Raw genomic sequence first — 12,633 nt, forward strand, 5'->3', positions numbered from 1 at the left:
TACTCCGGCAATGGGCGTATTATAACCTACTATAGAAGTCAACTATTGAGCTAATGCTATGATTCGTATAACAGATGCTGCACAGGAACACTTTGCCAAACTGCTGGCAAACCAAGAGGAAGGCACCCAAATCCGCGTATTCGTGATTAATCCGGGTACCCCTACCGCCGAATGCGGTGTCTCTTATTGCCCGCCGGACGCCGTAGAAGCCACCGACACCGAACTGAAGTTCGACAAACTGTCGGCCTACGTTGACGAGCTGAGCGCGCCGTATCTGGAAGACGCCGAAATCGACTTCGTGACCGATCAGCTGGGTTCCCAGCTGACGCTGAAGGCCCCAAACGCCAAAATGCGTAAAGTGGACGAGAACGCCCCGCTGATGGAGCGCGTGGAATATGTGCTGCAATCGCAGATCAATCCACAGTTGGCTGGCCATGGCGGCCGCGTCACCCTGATGGAAATTACCGAAGACGGTCTGGCGATCCTGCAATTCGGCGGTGGCTGCAACGGCTGTTCAATGGTCGATGTAACCCTGAAGGAAGGCATCGAGAAAGAACTGCTGCAAAAATTCCCGGAACTGAAAGGCGTGCGCGATTTGACCGAGCACCAACGCGGCGAACATTCATATTACTGATGCGCCAACCGGCTCCCCCTGCCCGCCAGAGGGAGCCCGATCCGCTAGCCTACCGAGACTTTCCTGCGTCGCTTGTCCAAATCCTTTAACAGGCGATTCACCTGCCTATCGGCAAACATCTCCTCCAGCGTATGGCTGAGTTTGCGCCGCCAGTTAGGGTATTGCGTACTGGTACCGGGGATATTTACCGGGTCCGCCATGTCCAGCCAGTCTTCCGGTTGCAGACCCAGTAACGCACTGGCGCTGTCCGCCACGTAGCGCTGCAGGCCACGATTCAACAACGGACTCATGGCCAGCAACGCCGCTTTCTTACCGACCTTCTGCGGCACGCAGCCATAGTGATGCAACCCGTCCAGCAGACCCTGTTTGGCACGTTCACGATCGGCGTACAGCTCGGTCAGGATATCGGCGTCCGGATACAGCCCCAGCGAAGCGCCCAACCGTAAATCCCCGCTCTGCCAATAACCGCGCAGGGTCGGCAAGTCATGGGTGGTTATGGTGGCCATTGCCTGCATCGGATAAGTCTGCGGCGCACGGAACCGGTTTTCGCCATCGCGCTCAAAGTACAAGACCTTGTAAGAGTACACCCCGCTGTCGCGCAGTTTGCCAACGATTTCTACCGGCACGGTGCCTAAATCCTCGCCGATAACCATGCAGCGATGGCGCTGACTTTCCAAAGCCAATACCGCCAGCAGGTCATCTACCGGGTATTGCACGTAAGCGCCCCGATCGGCGGTTTCGCCGTACGGGATCCACCATAAGCGTAACAGCGCCATGACGTGATCGATGCGCAGCGCGCCGCAGCTGGTCATGTTGGCGCGCAGTAAATCGATAAACGGCTGATAGCCACGCGCCGCCATCACGTGCGGATCCATCGGCGGTAAGCCCCAGTTTTGCCCCAGCGGGCCAAGAATGTCCGGTGGAGCACCAACCGATACTTGCAGACAATACAGTTCGCGTTCGCACCAGGTTTCCGCTCCCCCTTCCGCCACGCCAACCGCCAAATCACGATACAGGCCAATCGGCATCCGCTGTTGCCGGCTCTGTTCGAAGCATTCGGCAAACTGACTGGCGGCAAGCCATTGCAGCCACAGGTAAAAACTCACTTCATCCTGATGCTGCTGGCAGAACTGCGCCACGGCTTCGCCGTTACCCTGCCGATAACGTTCCGGCCAGGCGGGCCAGCCCCACAGGCCGCTGTCCTGTTGACAAAGATGGGCATGCAGTGCGTCAAACGACGCCTGCTGGTACAGGCTGCTGCCTCCTTCGGCAACAAATCTCTCAAACGCCTGTTTCTGTGGATCTGCGGCGTTACGCGCCTGGAACAGCGGGAAGGCCAGTTTCAACGCCGCCAATTTCAATCGGGTGACCGTGGCGTAATCTACCCAGTCACTGGCGCGGGCTGTCGCCAGTTGCTGCTGGGTCGAGGCGCTCTGCCACCATTGCTGTGCTGCGGCGCTGCGTTGGAAATCCTCAACCACGTTGACATCGATATACAGCACATTCAGCCAGCGCCGCGATGACGGGCTGTACGGGCTGGCACTTTCCGGGCAGGCCGGATAAAGCGCATGAATCGGGTTCAAGCCGACAAACGCCCCGCCGCGTTCGCCCACTTCGTTCACCATGCGGCGCAAGTCGCCAAAATCGCCTATGCCCCAGTTACGATCGGAACGCAGCGTGTAAAGCTGCACGCAGGCCCCCCACAGCTTCTTTCCCGTCAGCAGCGCATCAGGTTCATAACAGCGTTTGGGAGCGACAATCAGACGGCAGGGCCAGGCCTTTTCTCCCTGGCTCAACGTCAGTTGGTGATAGCCCGTTGGCAGTTCTCCCCCTGGTAACGTCAACGTCTTACGCGCGCTGGCGCGCCCCTGCAAACGGCTACCGTCTTCGCGTATCAGCTCCCAGTGGTATTCGCCGCTGCCGGCCAGGGGCAGTACGATAGGATTACCCTGATAAAACACTTTCACTACCGGCAGCGGCGCATCAACCACCGGCACCACGGTACGGCTCATGGCATCCAGCAGCTTGCGCTTGGTTTCCTGCGCAATCGCCTGCCGCGTACCATGTGCATTGATATAATCGGCGGCAATGCCCGCCTGGGCCGCAGCCTGATCGATCCGTTTGCGCTCCATTCGCTCTCCTTAACGCTTGGCTTGCCAGATTCGCTGCTGATAATCGCGAATCGAACGATCCGAGCTGAACATCCCCACACGCGCGGTATTCAAAATGGCGCGACGCGTCCATTCATCACTATCGCGGTAGAGTTCATCAACCCGCCGCTGCGCCTGGCAATACGAGGCGAAGTCCGCCAGCACCAGATACGGATCGCCGCCTTCCAGCAGACTGTGCAGCATCATGTCGAACGCCTTCTTGTCGCCATGGCTGAATGCACCGCTGGCCAGTTCATCGAGTATCGTCTTCAGATGCTTGTCTTTTTTACGGTAGCTCAGCGGGTTATAGCCTTGTGCCAACAGCGCCTTCACCTGTTCGACCGTATTGCCGAAAATGAAAATATTGTCTTCGCCAACCTGCTCGGCGATCTCCACGTTGGCGCCGTCCAGCGTGCCGACCGTCAACGCGCCGTTCAGCGCCAGCTTCATGTTGCCGGTGCCGGAAGCCTCTTTACCGGCGGTAGAAATCTGCTCGGAGATGTCGGCCGCCGGGATCATCAGTTCCGCTACCGAAACGCGATAATCAGGAATGAACGCCACCTTCAAACGATCCTTGACCAGCGGATCGTTGTTGATCTTCTCGGCGGCCTGGTTGATCGCATAAATAATGTTCTTGGCCAGATAGTAGCCCGGCGCTGCCTTGGCGCCAAACAGGAATACGCGCGGCACCATGTCCAGGTTCGGCTCATCGCGCAATTGGCGATACAGCGACAGGATGTGCAGCAGGTTGAGGTGCTGACGCTTGTATTCATGCAGGCGTTTGATCTGCACATCAAAAATGGCGTCCGGGTTGAGCGTCAAACCCATCACACCGTGCACGTAGTTTGCCAGTGCCACTTTGTTATCACGCTTGATCTGCCGGTATTTTTGCCGGAACGCCGCGTCGTCGGCGTATTTTTCCAACCCTTTCAACGCGTCCAGATCGTTTGCCCACTCAACCTTCAGGGTATCGTCAATCAGCCCCGACAGTGCGGGGTTGCACTGCTTCAGCCAGCGGCGTGGCGTAATGCCGTTGGTGACGTTATGAAACTTGTTTGGCCACAGCTGGTAGTATTCCGGGAATAAATCCTTCACCACCAGATCCGAGTGCAGCTGTGCGACACCGTTTACCGCAAAACCGCTGACCACGCACAGGTTCGCCATCCGCACCTGTTTGTTGTGATGCACTGCCAGCTTGGCCCACACCGCGTCATCACCCGGCCAGTGTTTGGCGACCAGTTTCTTGAAATTGGCATTGATCTGCTTGATGATCGAAAAATGGCGTGGCAACAGGCTGCGTACCAGCTTTTCATCCCAGCATTCAAGCGCTTCCGGCATCAGGGTATGGTTGGTATAGGCAAAGGTGTTGCTGGTGATCGCCCAGGCGGCATCCCATGTCATCTGGTGTTCATCCAGCAGGATACGCAGCATTTCCGGGATGGCGATAGTGGGGTGGGTATCATTCAGCTGAATCACTTCGTATTTCGGCAAATCTTCGATTTTTCGCCCGGCCTGATGATGCCGGCGCAGAATATCTGCCACCGAACAGGCGCACTGGAAGTACTGCTGCATCAAACGCAGGCGTTTGCCGGCCTGATGGTTGTCATTCGGGTACAGCACCTTGGTCAGCTTGGCCGCCTCGCAGCCCTGTTTTTCCGCTTGCAGGAACTTGCCGTCGTTAAAGTCGCCCAGGTCGAACGGATGCGGGTGGCTCGCCTGCCACAGGCGCAGCGGCTGGCTGACGCCGTTGCGATAACCGAGAACCGGCAGGTCCCAGGCTTCGCCGCGCAGGGTCAGCGCCGGATGCCACAGTTCGCGGCCATCGGCCAGTTTTTCCAGCTTGCCGCCGACGCCGACATCCACTGCCAGTGCAGAGTTATGCTGGAACCACGGGTAACGCTCGCGCTGCCAGTCATCCGGCGCTTCCTGCTGCTTACCGTCCTGGAAGGACTGGCGGAACAGGCCGTATTGATAATTCAGACCATAGCCGGTCGCCGGCTGTTCTACCGTCGCCATTGAATCGAGGAAGCAGGCAGCCAAACGCCCCAGCCCACCGTTGCCCAATGCCGGATCGGTCTCTTGTTCAAGCAGGTCGGCCAGCTGTACACCCTGCTCCGCCAGCGCCCCGGCCACCGTGTCATACCAGCCCAGGTTGATCAGATTGTTGGCGGTCAGACGTCCAATCAGAAATTCCATCGAAATATAATTCACATGGCGCATTGATGTGGCCTTGCTGCGCGGTGCCGGCTGCGCCGCCAACTGTTCGGCCAGCGCGCGGCTGACCGCTTGCCACCACTGCTGCTGGGTCATCTGCTGGGCGGAACTCAGGCCGAATTGCTGCCACTGGCGGGTCAATGCTGCCAGGAAAACGTCCTTTTTAAGCGTAGACTGTGACATAAGAGAACTCTCTGCTCTGTAGAAGTGTGCCAATTTTTCGCTATCCTGCCGGGAGGAACGCGACAGGGCATCATCCCGCCTGGGGATTAGCTGGGGAGGAGAGTTGGGGCGTAGTCAGAAGTGTGATCTCAGGCACTTTTTACCCCTCAGCAAGCAATGAGACAGCCCTAAAACGTCTATATCGCCACCGGCGATCAAAGTGTAGTCGCTTTAGCCCCCTTCCCGAAACGGCACATCATTTAACTTGCCAGGCGATTAACACAGAACGGTATTTTTGCCGGTCGATTTACACCGAACGCCATAACGCCACCGATATGTAAAAAAGTGTGATCGACTGCAACTTACCGCCAAGCGAAAGCGTAAGCTTGTTGCAATACGTCTGGCGTTGTCAGAAGTTAAACGGGGTGATTAATTACGAACCCTGAAATAATTAATCTCGCCCCGTTCCCGACAGGTAAAAAGCAACGCTGCCTGCGGGCTGGTTTCGGCGGCGGGAACCGCGCATTGACTCTGGAATACTATGCTGATCCCATCAAAATTGAGCCGCCCGGTACGGCTGCAAAATACCGTGGTACGCGATCGTCTGTTGGCCAAGCTGAGCGGTGCGGCGAACTATCGCCTGACGTTGGTCAATTGCCCGGCAGGTTATGGGAAAACCACGTTAATTGCCCAATGGGCGGCCGGCAAGGCGGATCTCGGCTGGTATTCCCTGGACGAAAGTGACAACCAGCCGGAGCGTTTCGCCAGCTACCTGATTGCCGCCTTGCAGCAGGCGTCCGGTGGACACTGCGTCAAAAGCGAAGCGCTGAGCCAAAAACATCAATACGCCAGTTTGTCGGCGCTGTTTGGTCAGGTGTTTATCGAACTGGCCGAATGGCACCAGCCGCTGTACCTGGTGATTGATGACTATCACCTGATCACCAATGACGTCATCCACGAAGCGATGCGCTTTTTCCTGCGCCATCAGCCGGAAAACCTGTCGCTGATCCTGCTGTCACGCACCCTGCCACCGCTCGGAATTGCCAACCTGCGCGTGCGCGATCAACTGCTGGAGCTCGGCACGCCGCTGCTGGCATTTACCCATCAGGAAGCCAAACAGTTCTTTGACTGCCGCCTTAGCGCACCACTGGAACAGCATGACAGCAGCCGACTGTGTGACGAGGTCGAAGGCTGGGCCACCGCATTACAACTGATCGCGCTTTCCGCACGCCAGTCCAGCTCCTCCGCGCACCAGTCCGCCAAGCGACTGGCCGGGCTGAATGCCAGCCACCTGTCGGACTATCTGGTCGATGAGGTGCTTGATCGCGTGGACGCCGAAGCGCGCGCCTTCCTGCTGCGCTGTTCGGTGTTGCGCTCAATGAACGACGCGCTGATTGTACGCCTGACCGGCGAAGACAACGGCCAGCAGCGACTGGAGGAGCTGGAACGCCAGGGAATGTTTATCCATCGCATGGATGATACCGGCGAATGGTTCTGCTTCCATCCGCTGTTTGCCACCTTTTTGCGGCAGCGTTGCCAGTGGGAACTGGCACTAGAGCTACCGGGGCTGCATCGTGCCGCCGCCGAAGGCTGGCTGGCGCTCGGTTATCCGGCCGAAGCTATCCACCATGCGCTGGCGGCCAGCGACGTCAGCATGCTGCGCGACATTCTGTTACAACACGCCTGGGCGCTGTTCCATCGCAGCGAACTGGCGTTACTGGAAGAGTGCCTGAACGCATTACCTTACGATCGGCTGATTCAGAGCCCGAAACTGGCGCTGCTGCAAGCCTGGCTGGCGCAGAGTCAGCACCGTTACATTGAGGTGAATACCCAGCTTGAGCGCGCCGAACAGGCCATGCGCGATCGGCAGATCACCGTCGACCAGACGCTGCGTGCCGAATTCGACGCGCTGCGCGCGCAGGTGGCAATCAACGCCGGCAAGCCGGAAGAAGCGGAACGGTTGGCAACCGAAGCGCTGAAGTTCCTGCCGTTGTCGAGCTATTACAGCCGCATTGTCGCCACCTCGGTAACCGGTGAAATTCATCACTGCAAAGGTGAATTGGCACGCGCGCTGCCAATGATGCAGCAAACCGAACAGATGGCGCGCCGTCATCAGGCTTTCCATTACGCGCTGTGGGCCCTGCTGCAGCAGAGTGAAATCCTGATTGCCCAAGGCTTCTTGCAGGCGGCCTATGAAACGCAGGACAAGGCATTCGAACTGGTGCGCGAACAGCATCTGGAACAGTTGCCGATGCATGAATTCCTGCTGCGCATTCGCGCGCAGGTGTTATGGTCATGGTCGCGGCTTGACGAAGCCGAAGACGCAGCCCGTCAGGGGCTATCGATTCTCGCCAACTATCAGCCGCAACAGCAGTTGCAGTGCATCGCCATGCTGGCGAAATGTTCACTGGCACGCGGCGATCTGGATAACGCCCACGCCCATCTGCAACGCTGCGAAGCGCTGCTGCATGGCACTCAATATCACCGCGACTGGCTGACCAACGCCGATAAGCCACGGGTGATCCTATGGCAGATGACCGGAGATACCGCCGCTGCGGCCAACTGGCTGCGCCACGCGGAAAAACCGGGCATGGCGGATAACCACTTCCTGCAGGGCCAGTGGCGCAACATCGCCCGCGTACAGATCCTGCTGGGCCAATATGACGAAGCCGAAGTGGTGCTGGACGAACTGAATGACAATGCACGTCGACTGCGGCTGGTCAGCGATCTTAATCGCAACCTGTTGCTAAGCAACCAGCTTTATTGGCAGATGGAGCGCAAAAGCGATGCGCAACGCGTGTTGATCGAGGCCCTGTCGCTGGCCAATCGCACCGGCTTTATCAGCCATTTCGTGATTGAAGGCGAAGCCATGGCGCAGCAGTTGCGCCAACTGATCCAACTGAATACGCTGCCAGAGCTGGAACAGCACCGCGCGCAGCGTATCCTGCGTGATATCAACCAACACCATCGGCACAAGTTCGCGCATTTTGACGAAAACTTCGTCGATAAGCTGTTAACGCACCCGCAGGTGCCGGAACTGATCCGCACCAGCCCACTGACCCAGCGTGAATGGCAGGTGCTGGGGCTGATCTATTCCGGCTACAGTAACGATCAGATTGCCGGTGAACTGGCGGTCGCCGCCACCACCATCAAAACGCACATCCGCAACCTGTATCAGAAACTGGGCGTGGCCCATCGTCAGGAAGCGGTGCAGCAGGCCCAGCAGTTACTGAAAATGATGGGTTATGGCGCCTGACAACCCGCAAGTCGGCCGAGGAGCGGCGGTGGATATAAAACCTTAATAACGCTCTGGTCTTAAATGGCGCAGATTTAGATACAATAGCAGCGTCCCCCATTAAAAGGCAGTCGGAAGTCATGGAACAGTTTGAAGCGATCAATGTTGAACAGGCGTACGCGCGCTGGAAAGACGGCAGTGCGGCGCTGGTCGACATTCGCGATCCACAGAGTTTTGAAGCCGGCCATACGCCAGGCGCTTACCATCTTACCAACGCGACCCTATCGGCATTTATGCAACAGAATGATTTCGAGCGACCGGTAATGGTGATGTGCTACCACGGCAACAGCAGCCGCAGCGCAGCACAATATCTTATTAATCAAGGATTTGATTCCGTTTACAGCATCGACGGCGGCTTTGAGGCCTGGCTGCGCCAGTACCCGCAAGAGGTAGAAACTTCCGCCTAACCACCTGCGCTCCGAGGTTGTGACAACGCTACCGGCTGGTGTCCCCCACGCGTTAATGGGATACATCTGAGGATCCCAGCTGATGGGCCACTCCAGGGGGTAAGGCAACTTTCCCCCGGCCAATTTATCAGCAGCAGGGCCAGCGTGCCGCCAATCGCACGCTATCTAGCCACTGGCTTTATCCCGCATATTCGGGGCACGACTGCGCCCTTTCCTTTGCCACAGCCCCACATCCATCGATTGCCCTCTCCCGTTAACGCACAATGCGTTACCGAAGGTTAAAGCATTGCCAACGCCTGGGGCTTCGACGTTATAATCAGCCGTCGATTGCCAGTGGTGATGCAAACCGCGGCAGAAATCATCTACTTATCACGGATCCCCCTATTTATGGTTCGAGTGATCGCCGTATCCAACCCCCGCCTGGCACAGGCCTTTGTCGATTACATGGCCACGCTGGGCATCACGCTTGAGGTGCATAACACCGGCGAGGCGGCGGAAATCTGGTTGGCCGACGACAGTCGCCTCGATCAGGTACAGCATGAACTGCAGCAGTTTATGATTGACCCGCTTAACCGCCGTTATCAGGCCGCCAGTTGGCAGACCGGCACCACCGACGCCAATATGCCTTACCAACACGTCTCCTACCTGCAACTCATCCGCAGCAAGGCCGGCCCGTTGACGTTAACGGTGATGGTATTGTGTATTCTGGTCTACCTGCTGATGCAGGTATTGGGCGACGATCTCGTGATGTACTGGCTGTCCTGGCCGCAGAACAGCGAGCAATATAGCCAGCTGTGGCGCTGGGTCAGCCATGCCTTGCTGCATTTTTCGCTGCTGCACATTACCTTCAACCTGCTGTGGTGGTGGTATCTCGGCGGCCCGATGGAAAAACGCCTCGGCGCCGGTAAACTGTTCGTGCTGGCGGTAGTTTCTGCCTTCTTCAGCGGCTGGGCGCAATCACTGTTCAGCGGCGCGCTGTTTGGTGGCCTGTCCGGCGTGGTTTATGCGCTGATGGGTTACAGCTGGCTCAGCGGCGAGCGTGCGCCGGAACGCGGTCTGATGCTGCCACGCGGTCTGATGGCGTTTTCCGTGCTGTGGTTGGTGGCTGGCTACTTCGATATTTTAGGAATGTCGATCGCTAACGCGGCACACGTCGCCGGTTTAGTGTTAGGGTTACTGATGGCATTTTGGGATACGCGACATCGCGCCACCCACCAACAATAACAGCCAGGTACATATATAGGGGATTATCGTGAAGCAAACACAGCGTCATGACGCAATTATCGAGCTGGTGCGACTACAGGGATATGTCAGCACGGAAGAACTGGTCGAACATTTTGACGTCAGTCCGCAAACGATTCGCCGCGATCTGAATGACCTGGCCGATCAGAACAAGATTCAGCGCCATCACGGCGGCGCCGCGCTGCCGTCCAGCTCGGTGAACGCCGCTTACCACGATCGCAAGGTGATGTGGTCCGAAGAAAAGGCGCGCATCGCCCAACGCGTCGCCAGCCAGATCCCGGATGGTGCCACGCTGTTCATTGATATCGGCACCACGCCAGAAGCGGTGGCCCACGCGCTGATGAACCACAAGAACCTGCGGGTAGTTACCAATAACCTCAACGTCGCTACGCTGCTGACCGCCAAAGAAGATTTTCGGCTGATTCTGGCCGGTGGTGAAGTGCGCACCCGCGACGGCGGCATCATGGGTGAAGCGACGCTGGATTTCATCTCCCAGTTCCGCCTGGACTACGGCATCCTCGGGATCAGCGGTATCGATATGGACGGCTCGCTGCTCGAATTCGACTATCACGAAGTGCGTACCAAACGCGCCATTATTGAAAACTCGCGCTGCGTCATGCTGGTCACCGACCATTCTAAATTCGGCCGCAACGCGATGGTTAATCTCGGCAACATGAATCTGATCGACTATCTGTTCACCGACCAGTTGCCACCGCCGAGCGTGATGAAAATCATCGAGCAATACGACGTCCAACTCGAACTGTGCTAATCCCCGCCTGTTGTTAACCCTCTCTCCCTGCGGGAGAGGGCCGCTCCAATTCCCCTTCACTTTTTGTGACTATTATCACCAAACTGTTACCTCTATCACGCCAGAATGTTTTTGTTTGGTTAAGGCTTGGCTTGTTTGTTGGTTTTTGATTACAATCATGAGCGAAAACGAACATGAAAGAGCTATTTCGAACATCTGGAGGAAGGTGACGTGGAAACCAAAGACTTGATCGTTATCGGTGGCGGCATCAACGGTGCCGGCATCGCGGCGGATGCTGCCGGGCGCGGGCTGTCCGTACTGCTACTGGAAGCGCAAGACTTGGCCTGCGCTACGTCTTCCGCCAGCTCCAAGCTGATCCATGGCGGCTTGCGCTATCTGGAACACTATGAATTCCGTTTGGTAAGCGAAGCGCTGGCCGAACGTGAAGTGCTGTTGAAACTGGCACCGCACATCGCGTTCCCGATGCGCTTTCGGCTGCCGCACCAACCGCATCTGCGCCCGGCCTGGATGATCCGCACCGGTCTGTTCCTGTACGACCACCTGGGCAAGCGTACCAGCCTGCCGGGCAGCAAAGGGTTGCGATTTGGACCAGAATCGGTACTTAAGCCGGAACTGAAGCGCGGTTTCGAATATTCTGACTGCTGGGTCGACGATGCGCGCCTGGTGGTACTGAACGCACAGGAAGTGGTGGAACGCGGCGGCGAAGTACGTACCCGCACCAAAGTGACCCGTGCATGGCGAGAGAACGGCCTGTGGATGGTTGAAGCCACCGATATCGACAGCGGCAAAACCTTCACCTGGCGCGCCAAGGGTCTGGTGAATGCGACCGGCCCATGGGTGAAACACTTCTTTGACGACGGCCTGAAGCTGAAATCACCGTACGGCATCCGTCTGATCAAGGGCAGCCACATCGTGGTGCCAAAAGCGCATAATCAGCCACAATCGTATATTCTGCAAAACGAAGACAACCGCATCGTGTTTGTCATCCCGTGGCTGGACGAGTTTTCAATTATCGGCACCACCGACGTGGAATATCACGGCGATCCGAAAGACGTGAAAATCGACGACAATGAAATCGACTATCTGCTGAAGGTGTATAACGATCACTTCAAAAAGCAGCTGGCACGCGATGATATCGTCTGGACCTACTCCGGCGTACGACCGCTGTGCGATGACGAGTCCGACTCGCCGCAGGCGGTCACGCGCGATTACACCCTGGACGTGCATGATGATGCTGGCCAGGCGCCGCTGCTGTCAGTGTTCGGCGGTAAGCTGACCACCTACCGCAAGCTGGCAGAACACGCGATGGAAAAACTGGCCCGTTACTATCCGGGTGCCGGTCCGGCGTGGACCAAAAACGGCGCATTGCCGGGTGGCGACATCGGCGGCGATCGCGACGGTTACGCGGCCAAACTGCGACGCGAACACGCCTGGCTGCCAGAATCGCTGGCTCGACGTTACGCGCGCACCTATGGCAGCCACAGCGAACTGATCCTGGACGGCGCCAACGGTCTGACAGACCTGGGCGAAGATTTCGGCCACGGCTTGTACCAGGCCGAACTGCGCTATCTGGTAGAAAAAGAGTGGGTGGTTGAGCTGGACGATGCCATCTGGCGTCGCACCAAACTCGGCATGTGGCTGGATGAAGCGCAACAGGCGCGCGTCAAAGCCTGGCTGGCGCAACACGCGAAAACGAAAACGCTGTCGCTGGCCTCGTAACGACAGCGCACTCACCCCGTGAAATCAGGGCCGGATACTCC

8 protein-coding genes are annotated in these 12,633 nt (G+C 57.6%); 6 read left to right on the forward strand and 2 right to left on the reverse strand.

All coding sequences use genetic code 11. From position 1 onward, the window contains the following. Positions 1-58: 58 nt before the first annotated feature. Entirely contained in the window at positions 59-634 is a 576-nt protein-coding gene (gene nfuA / locus NYE85_RS03575; protein ID WP_259002980.1) for a Fe-S biogenesis protein NfuA, read from the forward strand. A gap of 44 nt (positions 635-678) precedes the next feature. Here the strand turns inward: nfuA and malQ are convergent, their stop codons facing one another. Together malQ and malP are read right to left on the reverse strand one after the other, a co-directional pair. Next, on the reverse strand, positions 679-2,766 hold the full coding sequence (malQ, locus tag NYE85_RS03580; protein WP_259002982.1) for a 4-alpha-glucanotransferase: 2,088 nt from the start codon (positions 2,764-2,766) through the stop codon (positions 679-681). A gap of 9 nt (positions 2,767-2,775) precedes the next feature. Continuing rightward, positions 2,776-5,181: a maltodextrin phosphorylase gene (gene malP / locus NYE85_RS03585; protein ID WP_259002984.1), complete on the reverse strand. Its 2,406-nt coding sequence runs from the start codon at positions 5,179-5,181 to the stop codon at positions 2,776-2,778. A 520-nt stretch (positions 5,182-5,701) separates the two neighbouring features. On the opposite strand from malP, the gene malT reads away from it, so the two are divergent. From malT to glpD, 5 genes are all read left to right on the forward strand, one after another. Beyond that, the gene (gene malT, locus NYE85_RS03590; RefSeq protein ID WP_259002985.1) at positions 5,702-8,416 is read left to right on the forward strand and encodes an HTH-type transcriptional regulator MalT; all 2,715 of its coding nucleotides are present in this window, start codon (positions 5,702-5,704) and stop codon (positions 8,414-8,416) included. Between the two features lie 119 nt (positions 8,417-8,535). Next, complete coding sequence (gene glpE / locus NYE85_RS03595) at positions 8,536-8,862, forward strand: thiosulfate sulfurtransferase GlpE (RefSeq protein ID WP_259002986.1); 327 nt, start codon at positions 8,536-8,538, stop codon at positions 8,860-8,862. A gap of 387 nt (positions 8,863-9,249) precedes the next feature. Continuing rightward, entirely contained in the window at positions 9,250-10,086 is an 837-nt protein-coding gene (gene glpG / locus NYE85_RS03600; RefSeq protein ID WP_259002987.1) for a rhomboid family intramembrane serine protease GlpG, read from the forward strand. 28 nt (positions 10,087-10,114) lie between these two features. Further along, entirely contained in the window at positions 10,115-10,873 is a 759-nt protein-coding gene (locus tag NYE85_RS03605; RefSeq protein ID WP_004956373.1) for a DeoR/GlpR family transcriptional regulator, read from the forward strand. A gap of 210 nt (positions 10,874-11,083) precedes the next feature. After that, on the forward strand, positions 11,084-12,592 hold the full coding sequence (glpD, locus tag NYE85_RS03610) for a glycerol-3-phosphate dehydrogenase (protein WP_259002988.1): 1,509 nt from the start codon (positions 11,084-11,086) through the stop codon (positions 12,590-12,592). Positions 12,593-12,633: the final 41 nt, after the last annotated feature.

Origin of the sequence: Serratia sp. AKBS12 (assembly GCF_024793895.1) — a bacterium.
Classification (GTDB): domain Bacteria; phylum Pseudomonadota; class Gammaproteobacteria; order Enterobacterales; family Enterobacteriaceae; genus Serratia_F.

Coding starts and splice junctions, on each gene's coding strand:
- nfuA (WP_259002980.1), top strand. CDS start 59: ATGATTCGTATAACAGATGCTGCACAGGAACACTTTGCCAAACTGCTG.
- malQ (WP_259002982.1), bottom strand. CDS start 2,766: ATGGAGCGCAAACGGATCGATCAGGCTGCGGCCCAGGCGGGCATTGCC.
- malP (WP_259002984.1), bottom strand. CDS start 5,181: ATGTCACAGTCTACGCTTAAAAAGGACGTTTTCCTGGCAGCATTGACC.
- malT (WP_259002985.1), top strand. CDS start 5,702: ATGCTGATCCCATCAAAATTGAGCCGCCCGGTACGGCTGCAAAATACC.
- glpE (WP_259002986.1), top strand. CDS start 8,536: ATGGAACAGTTTGAAGCGATCAATGTTGAACAGGCGTACGCGCGCTGG.
- glpG (WP_259002987.1), top strand. CDS start 9,250: ATGGTTCGAGTGATCGCCGTATCCAACCCCCGCCTGGCACAGGCCTTT.